Source organism: Acinetobacter sp. RW6 (assembly GCF_041956835.1).
Lineage (GTDB): Bacteria > Pseudomonadota > Gammaproteobacteria > Pseudomonadales > Moraxellaceae > Acinetobacter > Acinetobacter calcoaceticus.
In genome coordinates this window covers 613,264-637,801 of record NZ_CP167121.1, presented here as the reverse complement: position 1 = coordinate 637,801, position 24,538 = coordinate 613,264, and the positions used below count along the sequence as shown (strand labels likewise).

The window sequence follows — 24,538 nt, the reverse complement described above, 5'->3', positions numbered from 1 at the left end:
TTAAATTAAAAGGTATTTCTTTTCATTTGCACTAAATAAACTGGATTAAGAAACAATCCAACAACCGTTCTCTTTCATCTGGTTTGGTAGGATCTAAAAGCTGAACCATCGCCCCATCAATCACAAACAGGAACATGTGTGCATCTTGTTTTGCAGCATTTGCATTGGTTTTTAAAAGCAAATTATAGATTTCATTAATAAGCCAGTTTCGATATTCAATTACCACCTGATAAGCCCTAGGATGTGTTTTCGCAATTTCAAAAATGGCTTTAAATGGTAAATGATAGAGTCCGTCTAAATCTGCATGTAAAAAATAAATTTTGCGAAGCTTTTCAACCAAGCTTAAGTCTTTTTGAACATAAATGATTGAAAGTACTTTTTCTTTTAAACCATCTTTTTGAAAGGTTAAACTCATTTGAATTAGCCTTTCTTTTGAATGAAAGTAATTATAAAAAGTTGCTTTCGGAGTTTTCGACGATTCAATAATGCGGTCCACCCCGACGTTATGAAAGCCATATTTATTAAAAAGATATCGAGAGGTATGTAGTACGCTTAATGCACGAAATGGAAGATCTGAATGTGGCATAGTTTTACCGTTTTAAAATAAATTTTTGTTGTATATAAATGAGATACAAACGCCGCTGCCCTTTTTGGGAGAAAAAAGGCATAGCAAAGCCATAAAGACTGTGCTTGGCACATCTCAAGTTTTATTGTTAATGCAAGTTTTTTGAGCCGTAATGACTTAAAGCCTGAAAACCCTAAAGGTCATCAAGCTGATAGATATGATTTAAGTGGTGTCGTTATAGCTTTTGGCAAAGGCTGCCAAGAAATTAAGAATGTGCAAAGCCAACTCCTTTTTATTGGGAGTTCTGCCAGACATTAATAGAATTATGGTGGCAGAACGGAAGAAGGTTGACAGACTAGTAATAACTCAAACTAGCACACCCGAAGGTGTCCCTCTCCCGTCCTACCGCTACGGGAGGGAACGAGTGGTCCACCACACACAAAACTATTCCTCAGAAGGAAAAGCTCTGATGCGGGAGTTATTATTCAGCCTGTCAAAGCCGACTGGCAATGTGGCCAGCAGGCAAAGGATAGTACCCAGCCCTTTTACAGTCAAGCACACAAAATGACATTTGCTTTAAATTAGATCATTAAAAAGTAAGGTTAAATAATAAATAAGTTATTGTTAAATTAGGGTTTATAAAGTTGCGTAATTTTGAGATATAGGGGTTTAAGAAACTAGAAATGCGCTAGTATGGTTTTCACCACCTGCGCTTTATTATTAAAGTTATTGTTTAATTGAGTATTTGCAATGTGCCCTAAGGCTATGAGGGTTTTCTATTTTTAAAAGAACGCTAGCCTGCTGCGTTAAATATACTGCGTGGATAGATTAATTTATTTTATCAATTTTAAAAATTTTACCACTTAAAGTACTTTGAAAAAACATTTCAAAACCCGGTCGTATATCTTCACCTTCAACTGTAATGTATTTTAAATTAGAAAAACATTGAGTATTAGCGAAATAATTATCTACTGTTGCCTGAATGACGTATTTAATTCCAAACTGGTCTTTGACACTGATATTTTGTTTAAGCATGACGATATCCTAATAAAATTATGGCAGAAATAATGGACCCGCCTAAATATCCAATAGCAAACTGAGTTTTAACTAACTCTATAATCTAATTTAAATAGTTGATTTATAGACGCATAAAAGGTGCGACCATCTAAATTTAAATCAACTTCAATTCCAGAGGAAAGAAGAACTCTTTTACCAACTTCAACAGTTTTAAAACCTTCACGTGTATTTTGTATTCTATTTAGAGGAATTAAAGACACTAAAATTTCTGTACCATTTTTAGATTTTGCAATTAAATCATTTATTTTTAACAATTTATATCCTAAATTAAAATTTACTTATAATCTTAAAATAATTTTAAAATTAATTTAAAGTGAAAAGCACTCATTAGTGCTTTTCATTTATGACTGCTTATAATTATTTATAGAGCAACAATATTTACAGCATTTGGGCCTTTTTGGCCTTGTGCCACACTGAATTCAACACGTTGACCTTCAGCAAGAGTTCTGAAACCTGAGTTAGCGATTTCGCTAAAATGAGCAAAAACGTCTGGTCCTGATTCTGGTTGGATAAAACCGAAACCTTTAGCTTCGTTAAACCACTTAACAGTACCTTTCATGATATTTGAATTAGACATAATACATCCTAGTTTTTTTAAAAATTTAAACCATTTTATTGGTTATGAGTAACATCGAAATAATAAAGAATGGAGCTGAAAATCTGAAAAAAACGAAGGATTATGACTAATACTGCGGTACTTAGAGAAGATTTACCAAACATGACTTTTTCTAGTTATGTTCATTGTATACGAAAAATAAAATTAATCAAGTTTTCTAATATATATATTTATTTTATTTATAAAATAAGGTGATGTTCTGGATTCTAGGTGTTTATAAGGGGGTTTTGCTCATTGCAGATAGGCAAAGGACTGTACTCTACCCTTTTGCAGTCAAGTAAATGACATTCGTTTTAAATTAGATCATTAAAAAGTAAGGATAAATAATCAATAAGTGTTTGTTTAAGAGGGGGTTTATAAAGGTGGGGTTAGATTCTATAGAGTTTTTGGAGATGGGAATGCGATTGTGTAGTTTTCATCAGCCCCTATTTATAACTAAGCCGATAAAACTAATTAAGTGTAATGTCTTAGTAAATGTATCTAACATCTAGAAATATTAAATTAAAATCTTTTAATTAAAATAACTTTAGTCAAATTTAAGTAGTGCTAATTCCTAAAATCTTGTAAGTTAAAACATAATATGTAATTAGCATAAAGAACTAATTAATTTATTTTCAATTAATAAACTAATTAGTTCTTTACAAAAATTAATTATTAAGCAACTTTTTCAAGTATTTCTAATTTATTATTCAGAAAAATTCTCAAACAATCTGGATAATCTGCATAAGCAGAAAGAGGAGAAAATAAATCAGGATTTTCTAAATTAAAAGATAGTTTAGTCTTCTTTCTCTTAATTTTTTCACTTCCTTTTTTTTGAGAATTTGCATAAGAATCTGAAAAAAGTTTTGGATTATTAATATGATTATCATGTTTAAGCTTATGTAAATAATAAGTAATAAAATAAAACATAAATTTTCCACGAATCAATAAAGCTAGTAATTCATGGGACTTATTTTTATAAAATTCTCCAGCTTCCTCTAAGGAGCTTTCATCAAAATCTTCAGTAGTTTTACCAAGAAATTCTAATGTTGTACATTTTACTTCTACTTTATCAAGATCAATAGATATAAAATTACTTAACTTTAAGTCACGAGCATTAATCTTAGATTTAATTAATTTATTTTCATACATAATTCTATTACATCTTAAATATTTATCCAATTCTAAAATAACGTCAATAAAGTCATTCCGTCTAGAAATATAATTTGACAAACAAGATGAAAAATCTTTATTAAAATCATCAAATTCATCTAATGAAAATTTAAATTTTAATATTTTCCTCATAAAACTTTCAGATATATAAAAATTTTCAATAGAATAACATGGTGTTATATATATTTTTTCAGGAAACGGATTGTCTAAAACTTCATGGTAATCTTTATCAATAATTCCAAAATGAATTGAACCTCTATACTCTTCTTTTGTATGGAGACTTAAATCTTTAATTAAATCTATTACATTACTTCTACCAGAGCATACCATTTCTAACCAATTTTCATTATATCGACCAAAATAATCTTCTATTTTCGTTAGATAATAATCAATATCATCCTCACCCTCTAATAAGAAAAAAACTTTTTCTTGATTTTTTGCATACAATTTTATGAACTTTCTAAATACCACAGACTCATCAGTTAACATACTATCCATATAATCAACACGACTTATTTTTTTCTCCTCCATCATTAAATCTCCGAAATCTCTAATGCTAAATCACTAGTGTATTTCTTTAATTCGTTTTTAAAAATAAATGGAGAATGAGTAGCACTTAATAAAAACTCACATCTTTCAGAATTTAAAATCTGAGGCAAAAGTAACTGTTGCCATTCAATTGACAATGAAATTTCAGGTTCATCATATATAATCCAATACTTTAAATCATTATTTTCAATATTTGTTAAATACAATTTTGTAAAAAGAGAAATAATTTGTTTTTCCCCCGATGACAAATCCTCTATATCTATAATTTTTTTATTTTTAGTAATTTCCACATAAATTTCAGATGTAATATCATTAAATATAACTTTTTTATTTTCAAAAAATGAGTTAATTGCATTGCAATATTTATTAATAGCTTGATCTATATGCTTTTGATTTTCATATATAGATACCATATTTTGCAATATATAAAATAAAGCCAAATTTGTTTTATTTAAATTAACTTCTTTACTTTCAATAATATCCATTAATCTTTTTTTATCTTTATAATCGAAAGTTTTTTGATCAATCCTAGAAAGAACTTTTGATATCGAATTCTTACTATCTCTTAGATCCTGAATATCTTTCTCTTCAACTTTCTTATTTTCTACAACATTTTTTAAAAGAGTACCTGAAAGTTTTAAAAACTCTTCAGTAGTAGATGTTCTAATTTTATTAGATAAATCCATCCAAATATTCTTTACTTTTTCCATACCAAATTGGATTAAAGGACTATCTTTAAATAACTCCTTTGCTCCTTCCATACCACTAAACCCAAAAGGATCATCTTCCTCAGGTTCAAAAGTACTAATATTTTTTTCGATTACTCGATATGTAGTTAAATATAAAACTTCTTTATTATCAAAACTATTCATAAGATCATGTAGTTTATTAAGCCAATTTATAAGAAAATATATTTCACTGCTTTTCTTATAAGACATCTTATAAACCTTATCAATATTTGAATATAGATTATTAAAATCTATTGTAATGTCCTTCATTCTGTAATACGAAAAAATATCATTAAATATATTTTTAAAATTCTGAGCTACATAGTGATTTATCTTTTTTCTAAAAACATCATTCGCTTCAGTTTTTTTTCCATAAAATATTTTTCTACTACTAAACTCATCATCAAAAAAATAATAAATAAAAAGTGAAGTTATTAATGTATCAACATTTTCATCCCGATCATTAAATTTCTTAATTTTTTCTTTTAGATCAGTTATATTTTTTTCCAACTTAATTCTATCATCCAAGTCTATTGAATTAATTTCCTCAAAAAATTCTTCATCGAAAATTACCTTCAAAAGCCCTTTATGAAAAATATAATCATTTTCATCATTTCTTATTTTCAATTTAATATATTCGAAATTATATTGGTCTATATTATTATTTTTCTTAAAAAAAGAATAAAATATTCCCAAAATAGTTGTTTTTCCACTACCATTTTCAGAAACTAATATTTTTTTATTATCAACAATATCTAAATCGACCTTATACTCTCCATTTAAACCATAAATAGAAAACTGTTCAAGAATAAAATCACCCATATGAAAATCCTATTTTTAAAAATTGTAACTAGTTTAGCTTCAAGACACGTATACAGTTATATAATTGCTTTATATTTTATATTATTTAAGAATAGATTAATAGTCTCACTTCTTAATCAAAAAACTAAGCATACTGAAATTTTAAAATAAAATGATAGATTTTTAATACAATTTATAGGTTAATAATGATAATTGACTACTAGAGTTCATCTTCATACAAGAGAAAGGATCATGCTGTAGAAACATTATTAAATGATTTAGGATCATTCTATAAATTTATAAAACATAATACTTTATAAATACAAAACCAATAAAAAAGCCCTAAACCATTATAGTTTAGGGCTTTTTAAGTCATGTAAAGCTATTCGAGTTCATATGACTTAATGTCTTGGTAGGTATATCCAGACTCGAACTGGAGACCTCTACGATGTCAACGTAGCGCTCTAACCAACTGAGCTATACACCTAAGATGGAAAGCATAATATTCATTTTTCAAAAGCAAAACAAGTGATTTTCAATTGAAAAAAATACAATTGAGCAGACTTTAAGCAAACTTTTTTCATTTTCTAAAAAAGAAAAACGGTACATGGTTTAACCACATACCGTTTTGTTTAACTGAATATCAATCTCAACTTAACAAGGGCATTTCTTTAAAGTACCGCCAGCCGATGGATAACGCGCATCTACACAATAACGATAGAAAGTTTTAGCATCCATTGGTGTTAAATCAGAATGATGAAGCTTCATATGTTCCAGATAAGTTTGATAATCTGGCACTCCAACCATCAAGCGAAAGCTTTGCTGCAAACGCTGCCACAGTGTTGCAATACGCGACCAATTCTTTGGAGAGAGCAATAGCTCTTTTTGTGAGAGCACTGTCATTTTGATGATTTTCGCAATAATGACAGTTCCATTTTTTGCAAATTTAAAATTCATCATTACTCTCCTCGCGTGGTGACCACTTCAGGATCAGCATATACAGCTGGGGATTCATTTACAGTCGGTGTTGGGCTGGCTAAAGCACGGCGCACAATACCAATTGAAGCAATAATCATGACAATCGACACAATCATAAAGAAGCCACAAAGCGCAGCATTAATCTGATTAGACATCACAATGTTTTGCATCTCAGCAATAGTTTTGGCTGGTTTAAGAATTTCACCACGAGCAATTGCATCTGAAAATCTATTTGCTTGCGCTAAGAAACCAATCTTTGGATTTTCGTGGAAAATCTTTTGCCAACCCGCAGTCATACAGGTCACGAATAAGAAAATTGTTGGGATGATTGTCACCCATACATATTTTTCTTTTTTCATTTTAAACAAAATGACTGTACCTAAAATGAGTGCCATTGAAGCCAGCATCTGGTTACCAACACCAAATAAAGGCCATAAGGAGTTAACACCACCCAGTGGATCAATCACACCTTGATAGACGAAGAATCCCCATCCACCTACGGCAACTGCCGTACCCACTAAGTTACCCACGAATGAACCAGAAGATTTAACCGCAGGAATCACAATACCCACTGTATCTTGCACCATGAAACGACAAGCACGAGTACCCGCATCTACAGCAGTTAAAATGAATAATGCTTCAAACAAAATCGCAAAGTGATACCAGAATGCCATCATTGAACGGCTATTGAAAATTTCCGAAATGATATGTGCCATACCAATCGCAAAGGTAGGCGCACCACCTGTACGCGATAAAATCGAAGTTTCTCCGACTTCCTGTGCCAACAGCGTTAACATTTCAGGGGTAACAACAAATCCTAAATTACGAACAGCTTCTGCCGCTGATTCTACAGTTGTACCAAGCACAGCCGCAGGTGCATTAATTGCAAAGTACACGCCTGGGTCTAGGACAGTTGCACAGATCATCGCCATAATACCGACGAAAGACTCCATGAGCATGCCGCCATACCCAATCACGCGAATGTCAGCTTCGTTATCAATGAGTTTTGGTGTTGTACCACTTGATACAAGTGCATGGAAACCAGAAATAGCACCACAGGCAATCGTAATAAATAGGAATGGAAATAAACTACCTGAGAAAACAGGACCAGTACCATCAATAAAATGAGTCACTGCTGGCATTTTTAATTCAGGTAATGCAATGATAATACCGACTGCTAAACCGAGAATGACACCAATTTTAAGGAATGTTGATAGATAATCACGTGGCGCTAACAATAACCAGACAGGTAATACTGAGGCAATAAATCCATAAATGATTAAGCACCATGTAAGCTGTGTTCCAGTTAAGGTGAAAAACTCACCCCAGTATGGATCTGCTGCAACATGTCCACCATAAACAATGGCAAGCATCATTAAGACGAAGCCAATAATAGAAACTTCAGCAATACGTCCCGGGCGAATAAATCGCATGTAAATGCCCATAAATAATGCAATTGGAATAGTTGCTGCAATAGTAAAGACACCCCATGGACTATGGGCAAGTGCTTTAACCACAACTAAAGCCAATACCGCAAGGATAATAATCATTACTCCAAGCGCACCAAGCATTACAACAATACCGGCAAAAGAACCCAGTTCCTGTTTTGCCATTTCACCAAGCGAACGACCGTCTCGACGCGTTGAAATAAATAAAACTAAGAAGTCTTGTACTGCACCCGCGACAACCACACCGACCAGTAGCCAGATTGTCCCTGGTAAAAAACCCATTTGTGCAGCCAAAATTGGCCCGACTAATGGTCCCGCTCCGGCAATTGCCGCAAAGTGATGACCAAAAAGTACATATTTATTGGTGGGAACATAATCCAGACCATCGGCTAAACGATGTGCTGGGGTTAAACGTCTTGGGTTTAATTCAAATACTTTAGTTGCAATAAATAGACTATAAAATCGATATGCGATGCTATATACACATGCTGCAGCAAGTACAAGCCAAACCGCATTGACATGTTCACCACGACTGAGTGCCAGCATCCCAAAAGAAATTGCACCTATAATTGCCACTAGGCTCCAGACCAGCTTGGAGGGAAGCGTAGATTTCGCTTGCATTGTGTCCATTCTTAACCTCTCAATAAATAACTACAGCATTTTTATATTGTTATGTACTGTTCTATCAAATCCTTGTGACTGTACTCCTCCTTTAATTTTTTTCCTCTTATACTTTCGCATAAAAAAAGGGATGATTTACATCATCCCTTCGATAATAGTTTATTTTTTAACTATTATGCACGCTCTAAATAATCGCCAGTACGAGTATCTACACGAACGCTATCTTCTTGCTGAACAAATAACGGAACACGAACAACCGCACCTGTTTCAAGCTTAGCTGGTTTACCGCCACCGCCAGATGTATCACCGCGTACACCTGGATCAGTTTCAACAATTTTTAATACTACGAAGTTCGGTGCACTTACAGTTAAAGGCACACCGTTGAACAACATAATCGTACATTTTTCATTTGAATCGTCTTTTAACCATTTAGCAGCATCGCCCATTGCAGTTTTGTCTGCAGCGATTTGCTCAAAAGTTACAGGATCCATGAAGTTCCAAAGCTCGCCATCATTGTATAAGTAGTCCATTTCTACTTCTACGATGTCAGCCGCTTCTACAGTATCGCCAGACTTAAAAGTTTTTTCTAAAACTTTACCAGTTCTAAGGTTACGTAATTTTACGCGGTTGAACGCTTGACCTTTACCTGGTTTTACGTATTCATTTTCCATGATTGAACATGGGTTACTGTCAAGCATGACCTTAAGGCCCGGCTTGAAATCATTTGTAGAATAATTGGCCATGACTGGCACACTCCAAACTTAACAAGTCAACTATGCGATATAATGCGTTGTTGCATTATCTTAATCGTGTCAAATGATAAACTATTTATACCAAGAGCAAAACTGGCAATCGCAACTGAGTGACCTTATTACAGATCCTTTGGAGTTGCTAAACCTACTCGAGTTATCCACCGATCAGCTATTATCAGGTGCGATTCTGGCTTCTGAACAGTTTAAATTACGGGTTCCTCGCGCGTTCGTCGGAAAAATGAACGTTAAAAACCCTTTTGACCCGCTTTTACTACAGGTTTTACCTCATCATTTAGAACTTGAGGAACATCCTGAATTTGTAACTGACCCTTTAGGCGAAGAAGCAGCAAATCAATTACCCGGCGTATTACATAAATATCAATCACGTTTTTTACTGACTTTGACGGGTGCGTGTGCTGTACATTGCCGTTATTGTTTCCGTCGTCATTTTCCCTATCAAGAAAATTTGCCCAAAAATGACGATTGGCCAAATATTAAAAATTATATTGAAGCGAATCCGCACATTAATGAAATTATTTTGAGTGGTGGAGACCCCCTTACGCTTTCTAATCGTAAATTAGCACTTTGGCTAGAACGTTTATCATCTCTCAAACAAATTAAGATTCTGAGAATTCATTCACGAGTTCCAATTGTTATTCCAAACCGTATCGACGAAGAGCTTATTTCTTTATTAAAAAACAGTAGGCTGCGTATTATTCTGGTGGTACACTCAAACCACGCTTCTGAACTCGATGACTTTACCTGTTCAAAATTGTTAGAGTTATCTGCCCAGCACATTACTGTACTTAATCAGGCAGTTTTGCTTAAAGGTGTTAATGATTCGGCACAAACATTAATTGATTTAAGTTATCGTTTATTTGAAGCTCGCGTTATGCCTTATTACTTACATGTGTTAGATAAAGTAAAAGGTGCACAACATTTTGATTTAATATCATCTGAGATAGATGATATATATCGTGATGTGTTAGCGAACCTACCGGGGTATTTGGTTCCTAAACTCGTCAGGGAAATTGCGGGCGAAAAGAATAAAACACCGCTTTTTGGGGCTACAACATTTTGAGTTATATAATAAGTGATGATGAATAATGCACTGTCGGACATTTTTCACAATCAAACCGCACTCACTCGTGAACGGTTAAGCTTTTGTGAAGCCAATATTAAAGATCTTAATGAATGGGTCACTACCCTTTCTATTATGCAACTCGGCGATACGTCAAAAGCATTATTCACCGCTATTTTAGAGCTCAATGAATTAAAATGTAGTGAGACCTTGCGTTTTGATCTCATACAAACCCTTCATCCCACCATTAATAACGTTCTTGCAAGCCTAGAAAAAAACTTTTTTAACCAAGGCGTGATTAGCACAGACCGTAATGAACACATTATTGAATTAGCAATGTTGCTCCGTTGCTATTTTGCCAGTATTTATTTAAATATTGCTAAAAATAGCCATGAGCAATTACAACATCAAAAATTTTCACTGTTTGCCTATAAACAAAAAAAGAATTTGCAAACGGCACGGACTTTATCGACTTTCCATGCACTGCAACAATTAACCAGTCTCTTATATCAGCAGCATATGCTCTATAGTGAACCGGTCAAAGGGCAATGGTTAATTGCGCATCAACTCTATGAAACTGCTGTTCAGCATAAATATCATTTGGTAAATATTAACCATATTCAGGGTGTACATCATCCTCTAGGAAATATTACTCAAGCTTATGCTCAGCTGATTTTGCTCGATATTTTAAATACGAATCAGATTCGTCAGTCAGAAATTCAAGCATTATTTCAATGTAGTTTTGACTGGGCAAGAATGATTCATATTTTGCCGAAAGACACAGCCTTAACGAAATATGTGGTTGACCCAAATAAAGATCATCCGCCGGTTTATAACACCAAACGCAGCTCTAACTTTAGCCCAAACATTTTTATAGGCACACAGGCTTTACTTGAGCATGTCACTGCAACCATGCATAAAAATGCGCAATATATTTCTAAAAATGAAAAGTTTTATTTAAGCCCAGCTTTAAAGTTTCATGTTCAAACTATTTTAGGTACTACGGCTCAACGTCGTCATGAACGTTATGAATATAATGCAGAGCTACAAATTTGTTTTGGTTTAAGCACGGCCCACTTTTACCTATCGAAAGCAAAAAACTTCGAAGAAACGCTACAACTTAACAATAACTACAACTTACAAAGTGAGTCTAAAGTTTTATCCAATTTAGAGAAAAAAGAACAACAAACGTCATCCTATCAACGCTTAAGTCGTGAAAGCAAAACCATTTATCAAACCACTGTTCTCGATATTAGCGTCAATGGATATCGTATTAAATGGTCTGGAGAAGCACCAAAAAATCTAAGAACCGGTGAATATATTTTAGTTAAAGAAACCTTGCATGGACAATGGCGTGGTGGAGTCATCCGCTGGATTAAACAGTCGACAGAAAAAAGCCTAGAGTTAGGTTTAGAAATTTTGTCACAGGCGATGTTCCCTTGCGCAGTACATATTCAAGCTGAGCGTCATACTCGCAATTATCATCCTGCACTATTACTACAAACACAAAACCTAGAAGAAATACAAAATACGCTGATTTTACCGGGGTCACAAATTTTTAGAGAGCAACAAACAATTCATTTACGATTGGGGACAGAAGAAATCAAAGTGTATCTACTCAAAGCACAACTCATTACTCAAAGTTTTATTCAATTTCATTTCGAACTTTTGAATGAGCAGCAACAAGGTTTGCTTGATCAGTTCATGATGAAAAAGGGTAATAACTCTAGCAGTCAAGATTTATGGGAAGCACTAAAGTGAGAAACTCTTTATTATCTAAAAAGTTAAAACGTACTGAAACACGTTTACTCATTATTGATGACAACCAGCTACGTTATAACCAGATTTTAAATTTATTATTGGGGAATGATTATCAAGTTCAGGCATTATTACTTGATGACCTAAAAAGTTTTGAAAAACAGTTAAATACTCCTTGGGATGCTATTATTTTTGGTCGTGCTTATGACCTAAAAATTGAACAAACCCTCTCCCTTATTCAAGCATCTGAGCAGCCACATTTACCTGTTTTATTATTGCAACCTGAAGACTATCAACCTCAGCAATATCAGACTTATATTCATAAAGGTATTTATGATGTAGTTCCATTAGAACCATTAGATTATTTTTATATCACGCTTATTCGGACCTTGTCGTATAGCCATTTATTGCAAACCGAGCAACGCCTGACGAGTGAACTAGAGACTATTCACTCTCATACACAAACATTGGTCAATAACAGCCATAAAGCAGTTGCCCTTTTTCAAGAAGGTATGCACGTTAAGGCAAATACAGAATACCTCAACCTTTTTGGCTTTAAGCAAGAAGAAGAGATTATTGGCCTGCCGATATTAGATGTTTTACAACCTAATGATTTAAATATTTTTAAACAAAGATTTAAGAAGATTTCGTTAGGTCAATTTGATCAGGCGCGTTTTGAAATCCAGAGTCAACATGCAGCAATTTCAGGCAATAATGCTTTAAAACTTGAATTTATTCCTAGTCAGGAAGAAGACGCCGTACAGTTAACCATTGACTATCAACTGGATTTACAAACACCCGCAAATACAGTCTTTTCTGAAAAGAGTTATGGGTTAATTACACCTTGGCAACAGATTAATCGACAGCTATCAACCCACCCTACTCAAGCGAATGCGTTGGTTTTATTTAGATTAAGTCAGTGCCCAGAGCGTATATTTCAACTAGATTGGCAAACTCCTGGACAATATTTTAATCAGCTGCAAAGTTTTCTGAAAGAACAAGCACAAATGCCGATTTTCAATCTTGAACTTGGGGCATATCTTGGCGTTTTGCAAGCCGAAAACAGTACAGTCCTTAACTCCCAATTGGCTAGTCTGCAAAGTTTGCAAAAAGAACATTTATTACCGATTAATGAGCTTAACTACTCGATCCAGTTTAAGCTGAGTTATGCGCAAATTACTGAACCTTTAGATGAAGCAGGTTTTGCAAAGCTACTCGATCAAACCAGTCAGCAAGAGCTACCTAAGGTGAAGTCAGAAATTGAGTTAGTGCCAACTATCGATATTATATCTCCTGAGCCTACTAGTTCTTCTATCACACTTGATCTAAGCCTTCAAAATGTTGATGCTCCTGTGCAATCTTCTTTATTGCAACAATTAAAGCAACAGTTAGCACGGGGTGAAATCCATTTAAAATATCAGCAGATTTATGATAAGCATGATCAAGAAACCCATAACTATGAAGTGACTAGCGGTTTTATTGCAGATGAACAGTGGCACGACTTAAACGATTTAGCCGCATTAAGAGATGATAGCGAACTTTCTATTCAATTAGACCGTTGGATCTTGGTTGAGGCTAGCAAGCAGCTACATAATTTTATTACGCAGTACCCGAAAGCTAAACTGATTATTAACTTGAATATTGATATCTTACTCAAAGATAAATCATTCCCTGAACTGATCTCGAAATTACTCACCATTATTGGTAGTAAGCAAGAAAGCCCATTGGTTTTACAATTTTCAGAACAAGCGATTCAGCCACATCTTGCAATTGTGCAGCAACACATAGCTCGCTTACACCAACACGGCGCAGAAATTTCAATTCGGGATTTCACATCTTCTATTTATAGTGAATCGATATTGCAACAACTTGAGGTTCAATATTTAAAATTGCAATCGAAGAAGACAGAGCTATTAAACTCAGACGCTGGTTTAGCGCAATTACAAGAAAAGGTTCTGAACTATTTGACTGTAAAACCAGTAGGGATTTTGCTTGCCGATCTTGATGATATGAACTTATTTGCTAATGCTTGGAATGTGGAAGCACGTTTCTTACAGGGGCGTTATTTCCAGAAAAAACTTGATCGATTAACAGACGTACAAGACCAATAATGGTCTTGTCGTCCACAAACAAAAAACGGGCATAAAGCCCGTTTTTTGTTTCGTTTTGCAGTATTAACGCTTGATAGAGCGAGACATACCAGAGAAACGTTGTTTGAATTTGTCGATACGACCACCAGTGTCTACATTCTTTTGCTTACCAGTGTAGAAAGGGTGGCAAGCTGAACATACGTCAAGGTAGATAGTGTCTTTACCTAAAGCAGAACGAGTTTCGATTACGTTACCGCAAGAACAAGTTGCTACTAATGTTGCATATTTTGGGTGAATATCGGCGCGCATCGTCGATTACTCCTAATTTAGAAAGGCTTAAGCTGTCATCGCAATTGATCACTCTCAACTAAGTTGAGGACAGGCTCAAATGAGCAGATCAACACCACAACAGACCATTCTTTTGGCCCACCGAAACCTCTAGGGTTAGAGCTAAGCACAACAAGTGGACAAGATTATACGTCAAATAATTTTTATTTGCGAATTAATCTTTAGATTTAGCCCAGTAATTTGCAATTACCCCACAAACCATTAATTGGATTTGGTGAAAGATCATAATAGGTAATACAATCATGCCTAAGGGTTGACCAATAAATAAGATTTGCGCCATCGGCACACCACTTGCCAGTGTCTTTTTTGAGCTACAAAAGAAAACCGTAACTTGATCTGCTCGATTAAATCCAAAAGCACGTGGTAGATAAAGTGCTAATAGCATAATGATGGTTAAAAGAACTGAACAAGCAACCGTTAAAATAAGTAAGGTTTTCCAACTCACCTGATGCCAGAGCCCTGCGACCACTGCTCCACTAAATGCACCATACACCACCATCAAAATTGAGCCTTGATCGAAAGCTTTAACAATACTTGGAACTTTTGCCATATAAGGAAAAATATAAGGACGTAATATTTGCCCTAAAATAAATGGCACTAACAGCAACAAGGTAATTTGTATAATTGAAGCAGTCGGATCGAACCCATGTTGGCTTTGGCCTAAAATAAAAAAGCTAACCAACACTGGTGTAATAAACATACCAATCAAATTTGAAAAAGATGCACTACAGACCGCTCCCGCCACATTCCCTTTTGCAACTGATGTAAATGCAATAGAAGATTGAACCGTAGAGGGTAAAAAGCACATAAACAAAAAACCCCAGTACAGCTGCTGACCTAGTAGAGGTAACAGAATCGGCTTAGCCAACAAACCAATCACTGGAAAAACAAAAAAAGTAAATGCGAATACAAGTAAATGCATTTTCCAATGCAAAATGCCTTCAATTACAGCCTCACGAGACAGCTTCGCACCATGCAAAAAAAATAATATTGCAATCGCGACCGTGGTGAGTGTATTGAAATATTGCGCTGCTTGACCACTGACTGGAAAAAATGTTGCTAGTAGTACCATTCCAACCAACAAAATTGTAAATCGATCAAGTGCCAATAACTTCAACATAGCCACATCCTATGATTATTTTAGATAAATAAAAAACCCAGTTGATAAATTGACCATTCGGTCGGATATTCATCATACTGGGCTCTAAAAATAAAGCTAGACTTTTAAGACCTAAATCTTAAATCGCCTAAGTCATTTATTTAGTTATTTCTGGCATCAGCATCTTGTTGAATCAACTCGATTTTATAACCATCTGGATCTTCAACAAATGCAATAACCGTTACGCCGCCTTTCATTGGGCCAGCTTCACGCACGACTTTACCACCACGTGCTTTAATTTCTTCACATGCTTTATAAGCATCATCAACGCCAATGGCAATATGGCCGTACGCATTGCCTAAATCATAACTTGAAGTATCCCAGTTATGAGTGAGTTCAAGCACAGTATTGGTTTCTTCATCACCATAACCAACAAATGCCAGAGTAAAGCGCCCTTCTTCATAATCACGCTTACGAAGTAACTTCATTCCTAATACTTCGGTATAGAACTTTAAAGATTGTTCTAAATTGCCTACTCGCAACATTGTATGAAGCATTCGCATGTTTATTCACCTGCCTTTTCTGATTCATGTGTTTGATGATCTTTTAGCAGTTTTCCAACCCAAACCACTAAAATCAAGATTGGAATACCAATAAGAGTGGTCATCAAAAAGAATTTTGGATATCCAATATTACTGACAATGGTACCTGAATATCCACCCAAAAGTTTTGGTGTGAGTGTCATAAGTGAACTAAAGATCGCATATTGAACAGCTGTGAATGACACGCTGGTTAAACTTGAAAGGAATGCAATAAATGCTGCACCAGCCAAGCCAGAAGCCAAATTATCGACAATAATGGCAAAATAAAGCCATAAAGAACTATACGGTTTAATCACCTTACCGCTGATTTCAACTGATTGACCTGAAAGCGGGTCAACGTAAGCTAAAGGTTCAATATTTACATCTAATTCACTTGCTGCTTTTAGATTTGAGCTAACAGCATATGGATGAGATGCAGAAAGTATTTTCCGTTCACCATCTACTACAGCTACATTGAGTTCTTTACTTGCCGATGAAGCTAATTTTTTCGCATCAATTGCTGCACTAAAAATACCTTTTTCATCTGACATTTTTGCATCAAAATTTTGTCCATCAAGACTAATTATGATTTTTTGTGTAGGGGTTAAAGCTTGCCCGAAGTATTGCCCTCGAATCACAATACTCCTTTCTCCCTCTTTCAAATAGATTTGATCATTACCCATGATCGGTAAAATTTGTAGAGGTGATTGGGCTAATTCAGTAGTGAGTAATGGTTGAGTACGAGTCACAGGTGCTACACCATTTTGTGTGGCATAAGCAGCTTTCACCTCAATTTGTTTCACTCCATTAAAGCTAGAACTTGGTACCGCAAGCTTCCACAAACCTACTTCATCGGGCTGAACTTTGTAGCTTTGCTCACCAACTTTTACATCAACTACATCTAATGGCTGTCCAGATTTTACCAGTCCAATAAAAATTAAATTGGTAGAACTTGCCAAAACTGCACCGACAAACATAAGCTTCATAATGTTTATACGCTGTGCTAAAAGACCACCTAAGAAGCCACCTATTAAACTAAATATCACCCCATAAATTTTGACTGCTTCAGCAATTTGTTCTTTGCTAAAGTTAAGGTCTTGATAAAAAACATTGGAAATAACACCCGCAATAATGTCTGAAATACGGAAGAAACCAATGAGGAGTAATAAGACTAATGCAAGTTTGACACCATAACGTTTAAAGAAATCTAAGATTGGTGCAATCCATGTCTCTTTAGCCATTTGTTGGTTAACTACACCAAATTTAACCAGTAAATAGCCCATAAAAATGGCACAAGCTGTAGCCGTTAAAAATCTTAAAGCTTCTAAACCAAATAATGCCGCGTTGTCTTTTATACTTCCAGCTTGCGAGATTGCATCTGTTATCTGTCCAGAATAAATATAGGTGACTACAAATGAAATAACGGCAACAAAAAATACGAACACCAAGCGGTAATAATCACTACTCTTATAGTTTTTATAAACACGATTTACCTGAGGTTCACGAACGAGCAAAGTCGTTACAATGCCGACCAACATAACCGCTGCCATGGTTAAGTAAGTCATTTTCCAAGCTTCGTAAATGTAATTACCTTTAGCAGTTCCCAAATGTGCAGCTAGAAATAATGCCCCCGCTCCAGCCACAATCATTCCGATTCGATAACCAGCATTATAGGTAGATGCCAACACTGTTTGCATTTCTGTTTCTGCTAATTCAATACGGTAGGCATCAATCACAATATCTTGTGTTGCTGCTGAAAAACCAAGCAACACCGCACCTACTGCCATTTGAACAAGATAACTCTGACCTAAAGCCGGATCAGAAAAAGCCATAATACAAATAGCTAGGACAATCAAACACTGTGCGATTAATAACCAAGCACGTCTTCGGCCTAACATTTTAGTTAAAACAGGTACAGGTAACTCATCAATGAGAGGAGCCCAAACAAACTTAAAAGAGTAACCTAGAGCCGCCCAACTAAAAAAAGTGACTGCACTTTTATCAATACCTGCCTCTCCAAGCCATAAAGAGAGACTAGAGAAAATTAATAAAATTGGAATTCCGGCAGAAAAACCAAGGAACAGCATAATTAATGCACGGCGATCTAAAAATGCTTTAAAAGCCGAGACCCAACCCGAAGCTTGTGTGGTCATTCGTTTTTTATTTTCCATAAATTATAAATGTGCCTATTCAAACCCTTCTTACAATTGCTTTCAAGATTCTTTATGCAAACATTTTGGGTTTGGCGATAAAAACCGCAAGTTTGCTTGATATTTTATGCTAAACCTGTATACCTTTAGCCTTCAACCTTCGTTTTCTTTTGCTGGATATCAACAGTGACACAAAAACTTGATCAAGTGACTATTTCAACTTTATCACTCGCTAAAACAACCACCACAAACGTCACAGTAAATGCATTTCCTTCAGCTTTTGAGCAACCTGATATAAAAATGACCTTAGATAAGACCGTTTTAAAACCTGAACAACTTACACATATCCCAGATTTTGAAAAAATTCCAGCTTCAACTAAACGCATCAAACCGCTTAATAACTTTTTAGGTCAAGATCGTGCCAAAGCATCTGTAGAAGCAGGAATTTCTTTGCCCTACTCAGGCTATAACATTTTTGCCGTAGGAACTGCTGGTTTAGGCAAACGTACCATGATCAAACGTTTGTTACAGCAGCACGCCAAAACAATGCCAACGCCTGATGACTGGGTGTATGTCTATAATTTCAAACAAGCACGTCAACCTATTGCCCTACGTTTCCCAGCAGGTCAAGGGACTAAGTTTCAACAAGCACATGAACAAACTTGGCAAATAATTTTAAAACAACTTGAACGCCGTTTTAGTGCAGAGACTTATCATAACCGTATTGAGCGCATCCGTCAGGAAACAGGTGATGTACAACAGCAAGCACTTGTTGAACTGACCAAAGAAGGCGAAGAACTCGACTTAAAACTCATTTCTCGTAATGAGAAACATGGTTTTGTACCTGTACAAGTTAAAGATGATGAAGTTCAAGAACTTACCCAAAACGATATTGATGCTTTAAATAGTAAACAGCGTGCTGAAATTGCGGCCAATATTCGCTATATGGATAAAAAGCTGGATCGCCTTGGCCTACATTTAGGTGATTTAGAAGACGATGCACGTGACAAAGTGTCTGTGTTAAATCGAGATATTGCAACACAAGTCGTTATGCCAAGAATGGACCTTATTTTAAATAAATATGGTCAGGTTAAAGGGCTCGAAGATTACTTAAAACACTATGCGCAAGATATTATTGATAATGTTGAACTGATTTTAGAACAAGATGAAGATGATTATGCTCCATCAATGTTCAATCGTGTTCCTGCACGTTATCAAGCCAATGTAATTGTGGCCAACAAACCAAATAGCGGTGCTCCTGTTATTTTTGAAGACTTTCCAACACACTATAATTTACTTGGTCACGTTGAACAGCTTACCCATAACGGCACAATTATCACAGATTTCACCTTGATTCGTCCTGGTTCTTTGCATCAAGCCAATGGCGGCTTTTTAATGCTTGAAGCTGAGCAGTTATTAGAACAACCTTATGCTTGGCAAGGTCTAAAACGCGCGCTTAAATCTGGGCAGCTTAAATTATCTTCACTTGAACACATGCTGACTTTAACTGGCAGCATTTCGATTGAACCTGCTGCAATTCCGCTCGATATTAAAGTGATCTTAATGGCTGAGCCTGAAATTTATTATGAAATTTTAGAGATTGAACCAGAACTTGGCAGCGTCTTTAAAATTCGTGCAGATTTTACCGATACTCTGCAACGTAATGAAACGAATGAACAGGCTTATATGCAGTTGATTGCTGACTATGTTCAAGCCGATAAATTACTACCATTTGATCGTAGCGCTTTAGCAGCTTTATTAACTGATTCGAGCCGCCAAGCAGAAGATCAAAGCTCGTTATCATTACATGCATCGACTTTAGGTGACCTCATTCGGGAAGCGCACCACCATGCGTTTAAAGCCGAGGACAAGATTGTCACTGAACAGCATATCAATTTAGCTCTACAACATCGACAATACCGTTTAGGCTATTTAAGAGAACTTTACTGGCAAGATCTTTCACGTGGTACACAATTAATCGAAACGTCGGGATACCGTTTAGGTCAGATCAATGCCCTTTCCGTTATTCATTATGCAGATGTTGAGTTTGGTTTGCCTTCACGTTTGACAGCGTCTGTTTATCAAGGTGGTGGTGATATTCTTGATATTGAACGTAGTGTAGAACTTGGTGGTTCACTTCATGCCAAAGGCGTGTTGCTCATGTCTAGCTTCTTGAAAGCTCACTTTGGCCGTGAACAGATTTTACATTTCTCCGCTGCGCTTGCATTTGAACAGAGCTATGGTCAAGTCGATGGCGATAGTGCCACTGTTGCTGAGCTTTCAGCATTGATTTCTGCGATTAGCCAAATACCAATTGATCAATCATGGGCGATTACCGGCTCTATGAACCAATTAGGACAAGTCCAGCCAATTGGTGGCGTAAATGCAAAAATTGAAGGCTTTTATGATGCATGTAAATTACAAGGTTTCACAGGTAAGCAAGGTGTCATTATTCCTCGTCAAAACATGCAGCATCTAATGATACGTCAAGATGTGATTGATGCTGTTAGAAGCGGTCAATTCCATATCCATGCAATTGATACGATTGATCAGGCACTTGAAATTTTAATGGCTCGTCCGGTTGGTGCACTCGATAAAAAGGGTAAATACAGCAAAAATTCAATTTATGCAGCAGTGATGGAACAACTTGAATATTGGCAAGCCATTGAAGATGGTGCTGAAATTGAAGAAGAGCCAAAAAAGAAAAAGAAAAATAAGAAAAAAATTAAGAAGCATGAAGAACTTACTGCTAACGATCTGCCACAAGAAAATGCAGAAGAAGTTGCCACATTAAAACAGAAGTAATAAAAAAGGGCCTGTAAAATACAGGCCCTTTTTACTTTTAGACTTGCAAAATTAACGGACGATCTGAATCGCTCGCCCTCCTGCTAACTGGCTAAAATATTGTTTAAGTGCTTCAACACAACGTTGAATTTTCATTGGTTGTTGATCATGCTTGGCAACCTCTGCATACAATGTAAAAGCTGGTAATTTCCAATCTGGCATGAGTTCAATCAAAGAACCATTTTTTAATTCTTTTTGAGCGTCCAAATATAAAATTCGTGCAATACCATGCCCTTGCTGACATAACGCTTTTGCAACTTGTAAATTATTGCTCTGCAAACGGCTTTGCATTTCAATATTAAGCGTTTCACCTGTTTTTACATGTTGAAAATTGAAATGGCGCGAGTCATTCATGACATTAATCGACAACAATTCATGATCTCTTAAATCATTAGGATGCACAATTGGACTAGATTGATTTAGATAACTGGGAGAAGCTACCAAAATTTGATCTACAAAAGCCATCGGAATGATAGAGCTACTCTCTTCTACCGGAGTGGAACTCATGCGTACTGCAATATCAATTCGCTCTTCAATTAAATCGATATAGCGATGCCCAACTTCGAAATGCACAGATAAACCGCGATGAGCTGACATCCAGTGAGATAATGCTGGAATGAGGTGTTGAACTGCTAAATCAGGAGTTGTTGCAATACGCAAATCCCCGATTAAATCATCCCTCAATTCATTAATTCTGATTTTTCCCCTTTCAGCAGCCGCCAACATCTCTTGACAGCTTGAAAAAAAAGCCTGACCGGCTTCTGTTAAACTAAGTTTACGAGTGGAGCGATGTAATAAAATTACATCCATTTCATTCTCAAGAGAGCGAATCTGTTGGCTCACCGCACTTGTTGTAATTCCCAATTCACGTGCCGCACCACTGAATGAACTTTTTTCAACCACACAAGCAAAAACACCCATCGCACGAAGCTGATCTAACATAGGTTTCCTCAAATCTAATTTTAAATTTATAAAAAATGCTTATTGTTGTAATGAAAGCAACCAATTACATTATACGAGGAAACCTAAGTTTTTTGCATTAGCTATTTTGGTAAAAGATTTATAGGATTAATCGGTTTTCCATCCAAACGAATCTGGAACTCGAGCATGACCTGAGATGCTCCAGTAGATCCCATTTCGGCAATTTTTTGTCCAGCGGTTATATTATCACCGCTTTTCACCAACATCTTGCTATTGTGGGCATACGCACTGATGTAACCGTCAATATGCTTAACTAAAACCAGATTTCCGTATTCTTTTAAGCCATCTGCTGCATAGACCACTTGACCATCGGCTGCGGCATAAATAGGGTCACCCTGATTTCCACCATAACGGATTCCTTTGACATTATTTGCCAAATTAAACCCTTGGATTACTGGGCCATTGGTTGGTTTTATCCAACGTAAGCTCGAATTTGGTGCAACCGAAGCTACTGTCGTGTTTGTTGATGGTACGCTAGTTGCTGGCTGAGTTACTGGTGTAACAGGCTGTGTTGTTGGTAAAGCAATGGTTTGACGTTTGATTTGCTCAGGTTGCGCCATGACTTGTGTAGATACCGTTCTTGGTGAAGAACCTTTCTTCAAACGCAAAGACTGATTAACATAAATGCGATATGGTGCGGGAATATCATTCATTTCGGCAATACTGACATAGTCCAGACCATAACGCATTGCGATACCACTTAAAGTATCACCTGAACGAACTGTGTAATAGTTAGGAGCCATTGCATAGCGAGAACTATTATTAATTTGCGGTTTAGAAGCACATCCAGCCATAGCCACAGTAAAACCTACAGCTACAGACAACAGCATAATTTTCATTATTTTGTCTTTTTGGATATTCACTCTGCTTTGTTGCCCAATTAAATGCATTGATCTCCCTCACTAAATGCTACAAATCATTTCGGCTAAGAGTACCAAAAAAGTAAGAGGAAACACGTTCCTCTTTTTCTTTATTCACAAAGTTATAACATTCGAGGTAAATTATTGGCTCAAACTTAGCTGTAGGTCTTCTAAAACAGCATAATTTGTTGCGTCCATCTGAATTGGGGTAACACTTACATATCCATTGGCCACTGCAAAAAAGTCAGACTGAATCTGGCTTAGATCACGCTGTGGATCTGTAACAGCCTCCCCTGCTAGTCCAATCCAGTAAACTTGACGTCCTCGTGGGTCGACATGACTAGTAATTGGCTTAGATTGGGCACGGCGTCCCTGATAAGTAATTTGTGCTCCTTTTAACTGTGGTACGTCTGGAATATTAATATTCAAGATATGTCTTGGAGGCAAAGATGGCAGTCCACTTGCAATAAAATCATGAACCCACTGAGCAGCCTGAGCATAATCTTCTTTATTATTATAAGCGCGTACATCAGAACCAGCTAAAGACACAGCAATTGCGGGTTGCTTCATTAACCGGCCTTCAAATGCTGCGCCTACTGTTCCAGAATATAAAACATCATCACCTAAGTTTGCTCCGCTATTGATTCCACTCACGACCAAGTCAAATTCAAAATCGAACAAACCATTCATTGATAAATAAACACAATCTGCTGGCGTACCATTCACTGCCCAAACATCTTCGGCAATTTGAATTGGGCGTAATGGTCGATCCAATGTCAATGCACTTGAAAAACCACTTCTTTCGCTTTCTGGTGCAACTACAACCACGCGTCCAAGTGGTCTTAATGCTTCAGCTAAAGCCTGTATACCTGGCGCAAAAACACCGTCATCATTCGCAATTAAAATATTCACTAAAATCTTTCTCGACAAATAAACCTAAAGGTTTTCACAATTGAATTATTTGTTGAATTATATATATTTATGCCTCCATAGCATTATAAAATTGTGAAAAAATGAAAACTTTCGCTCCTTTTTTTCAAGTATTGGGGATCAGTATCACATTGTGTACGCAAGCGGTTTTTGCAGATGAGGACATCTCAACACAAGAGTCTGATAGCTTAATTAAAGATGACATTGCCGCAACACAAGTTTTGCAGGAAATCTGCCCAGCTTTCGTGGGAACAAATAAAAAACTTGAGTCAAATACTCAAAAAATTATTGCGATGTATCTAAACGGTTATTCAAATAAATCAATGTCCTTAGCAAATCTGCAAAATGACACAGAATTTAAAACTTTATTAAATGAAGCACGTCAGGCTGCAAAACAAATGGACCATCATGAACAACATGAGCTCTGTGAAGAGATGGTTAATTATAAGGAATAGGTCTTAATCTTTTTAGAATAGAGATTTATTAATTTTTGGTTTTCTGTTTGGCATTAAGCAGAAAACCAACATAA

General features: G+C 35.9%; 21 protein-coding genes and 1 tRNA gene. 5 read left to right on the top strand and 17 right to left on the bottom strand.

The window, feature by feature from the left end:
* Window positions 1-31: 31 nt before the first annotated feature.
* The 10 genes from ACB088_RS02895 to efp all read right to left on the bottom strand — a co-directional run bounded on the left by ACB088_RS02895 (window position 32) and on the right by efp (window position 9,278).
* On the bottom strand, window positions 32-586 hold the full coding sequence (locus ACB088_RS02895; RefSeq protein WP_375037947.1) for a TetR/AcrR family transcriptional regulator: 555 nt from the start codon (window positions 584-586) through the stop codon (window positions 32-34).
* A gap of 807 nt (window positions 587-1,393) precedes the next feature.
* Window positions 1,394-1,600, bottom strand: coding sequence for a hypothetical protein (locus ACB088_RS02890; protein ID WP_004643550.1), 207 nt, complete (start codon window positions 1,598-1,600; stop codon window positions 1,394-1,396).
* A gap of 68 nt (window positions 1,601-1,668) precedes the next feature.
* Complete coding sequence (locus tag ACB088_RS02885) at window positions 1,669-1,896, bottom strand: hypothetical protein (RefSeq protein ID WP_003650533.1); 228 nt, start codon at window positions 1,894-1,896, stop codon at window positions 1,669-1,671.
* A gap of 107 nt (window positions 1,897-2,003) precedes the next feature.
* Complete coding sequence (locus ACB088_RS02880; protein ID WP_003650532.1) at window positions 2,004-2,219, bottom strand: cold-shock protein; 216 nt, start codon at window positions 2,217-2,219, stop codon at window positions 2,004-2,006.
* A 693-nt stretch (window positions 2,220-2,912) separates the two neighbouring features.
* Window positions 2,913-3,944 carry a DUF4435 domain-containing protein gene (locus ACB088_RS02875; protein ID WP_375037946.1) on the bottom strand — a complete coding sequence of 344 codons (1,032 nt, stop codon included), beginning with the start codon at window positions 3,942-3,944 and terminating at the stop codon, window positions 2,913-2,915.
* Window positions 3,944-5,509 carry a hypothetical protein gene (locus ACB088_RS02870; protein WP_375037945.1) on the bottom strand — a complete coding sequence of 522 codons (1,566 nt, stop codon included), beginning with the start codon at window positions 5,507-5,509 and terminating at the stop codon, window positions 3,944-3,946. The genes ACB088_RS02875 and ACB088_RS02870 overlap by 1 nt, the downstream gene beginning before the upstream one ends.
* 389 nt (window positions 5,510-5,898) lie before the next feature.
* Window positions 5,899-5,975, bottom strand: a tRNA-Val gene (locus ACB088_RS02865).
* Between the two features lie 167 nt (window positions 5,976-6,142).
* Complete coding sequence (locus tag ACB088_RS02860) at window positions 6,143-6,448, bottom strand: YbdD/YjiX family protein (RefSeq protein ID WP_004643555.1); 306 nt, start codon at window positions 6,446-6,448, stop codon at window positions 6,143-6,145.
* Window positions 6,448-8,544 (bottom strand): carbon starvation CstA family protein, encoded by a 2,097-nt coding sequence (locus ACB088_RS02855; RefSeq protein ID WP_375037944.1) that lies wholly within the window; start codon window positions 8,542-8,544, stop codon window positions 6,448-6,450. Before ACB088_RS02855 ends, ACB088_RS02860 begins: the two co-directional genes overlap by 1 nt.
* A gap of 164 nt (window positions 8,545-8,708) precedes the next feature.
* Complete coding sequence (gene efp / locus ACB088_RS02850; RefSeq protein ID WP_004643557.1) at window positions 8,709-9,278, bottom strand: elongation factor P; 570 nt, start codon at window positions 9,276-9,278, stop codon at window positions 8,709-8,711.
* A 73-nt stretch (window positions 9,279-9,351) separates the two neighbouring features.
* Here efp and epmB point away from each other — a divergent pair, with 73 nt between their 5' ends.
* From epmB to ACB088_RS02835, 3 genes are read left to right on the top strand one after another with little or no spacing between them, the layout of a single operon-like run.
* Complete coding sequence (gene epmB / locus ACB088_RS02845) at window positions 9,352-10,368, top strand: EF-P beta-lysylation protein EpmB (RefSeq protein WP_375037943.1); 1,017 nt, start codon at window positions 9,352-9,354, stop codon at window positions 10,366-10,368.
* A 15-nt stretch (window positions 10,369-10,383) separates the two neighbouring features.
* The gene (locus tag ACB088_RS02840; RefSeq protein ID WP_092706429.1) at window positions 10,384-12,129 is read left to right on the top strand and encodes a GTPase; all 1,746 of its coding nucleotides are present in this window, start codon (window positions 10,384-10,386) and stop codon (window positions 12,127-12,129) included.
* Window positions 12,126-14,237: an EAL domain-containing protein gene (locus ACB088_RS02835; protein WP_375037942.1), complete on the top strand. Its 2,112-nt coding sequence runs from the start codon at window positions 12,126-12,128 to the stop codon at window positions 14,235-14,237. The genes ACB088_RS02840 and ACB088_RS02835 overlap by 4 nt, the downstream gene beginning before the upstream one ends.
* 63 nt (window positions 14,238-14,300) lie before the next feature.
* Here the strand turns inward: ACB088_RS02835 and rpmE are convergent, their stop codons facing one another.
* From rpmE to ACB088_RS02815, 4 genes are all read right to left on the bottom strand, one after another.
* Window positions 14,301-14,525, bottom strand: a complete 225-nt coding sequence (gene rpmE / locus ACB088_RS02830) for a 50S ribosomal protein L31 (RefSeq protein ID WP_003650476.1) — start codon at window positions 14,523-14,525, stop codon at window positions 14,301-14,303.
* A 193-nt stretch (window positions 14,526-14,718) separates the two neighbouring features.
* Complete coding sequence (locus tag ACB088_RS02825; RefSeq protein WP_170834038.1) at window positions 14,719-15,690, bottom strand: bile acid:sodium symporter family protein; 972 nt, start codon at window positions 15,688-15,690, stop codon at window positions 14,719-14,721.
* A 134-nt stretch (window positions 15,691-15,824) separates the two neighbouring features.
* Window positions 15,825-16,226, bottom strand: coding sequence for a lactoylglutathione lyase (gene gloA / locus ACB088_RS02820; RefSeq protein WP_003650472.1), 402 nt, complete (start codon window positions 16,224-16,226; stop codon window positions 15,825-15,827).
* Window positions 16,227-16,228: 2 nt separating this feature from the next.
* On the bottom strand, window positions 16,229-18,415 hold the full coding sequence (locus ACB088_RS02815; RefSeq protein ID WP_199990402.1) for an MFS transporter: 2,187 nt from the start codon (window positions 18,413-18,415) through the stop codon (window positions 16,229-16,231).
* Window positions 18,416-18,580: 165 nt separating this feature from the next.
* Here ACB088_RS02815 and ACB088_RS02810 point away from each other — a divergent pair, with 165 nt between their 5' ends.
* Window positions 18,581-21,199 carry a Lon protease family protein gene (locus tag ACB088_RS02810; RefSeq protein WP_133747073.1) on the top strand — a complete coding sequence of 873 codons (2,619 nt, stop codon included), beginning with the start codon at window positions 18,581-18,583 and terminating at the stop codon, window positions 21,197-21,199.
* Window positions 21,200-21,250: 51 nt separating this feature from the next.
* Here ACB088_RS02810 and ACB088_RS02805 read toward each other — a convergent pair whose 3' ends face one another.
* The 3 genes from ACB088_RS02805 to surE all read right to left on the bottom strand — a co-directional run bounded on the left by ACB088_RS02805 (window position 21,251) and on the right by surE (window position 23,991).
* Complete coding sequence (locus ACB088_RS02805; protein WP_003650468.1) at window positions 21,251-22,180, bottom strand: LysR family transcriptional regulator; 930 nt, start codon at window positions 22,178-22,180, stop codon at window positions 21,251-21,253.
* 101 nt (window positions 22,181-22,281) lie between these two features.
* Window positions 22,282-23,109: a peptidoglycan DD-metalloendopeptidase family protein gene (locus ACB088_RS02800; RefSeq protein WP_003650467.1), complete on the bottom strand. Its 828-nt coding sequence runs from the start codon at window positions 23,107-23,109 to the stop codon at window positions 22,282-22,284.
* A 111-nt stretch (window positions 23,110-23,220) separates the two neighbouring features.
* Window positions 23,221-23,991 (bottom strand): 5'/3'-nucleotidase SurE, encoded by a 771-nt coding sequence (surE, locus tag ACB088_RS02795; protein ID WP_004643567.1) that lies wholly within the window; start codon window positions 23,989-23,991, stop codon window positions 23,221-23,223.
* 101 nt (window positions 23,992-24,092) lie between these two features.
* Here surE and ACB088_RS02790 point away from each other — a divergent pair, with 101 nt between their 5' ends.
* Complete coding sequence (locus ACB088_RS02790) at window positions 24,093-24,464, top strand: MCR_0457 family protein (RefSeq protein WP_209734105.1); 372 nt, start codon at window positions 24,093-24,095, stop codon at window positions 24,462-24,464.
* The last annotated feature ends 74 nt before the right edge of the window (window positions 24,465-24,538 follow it).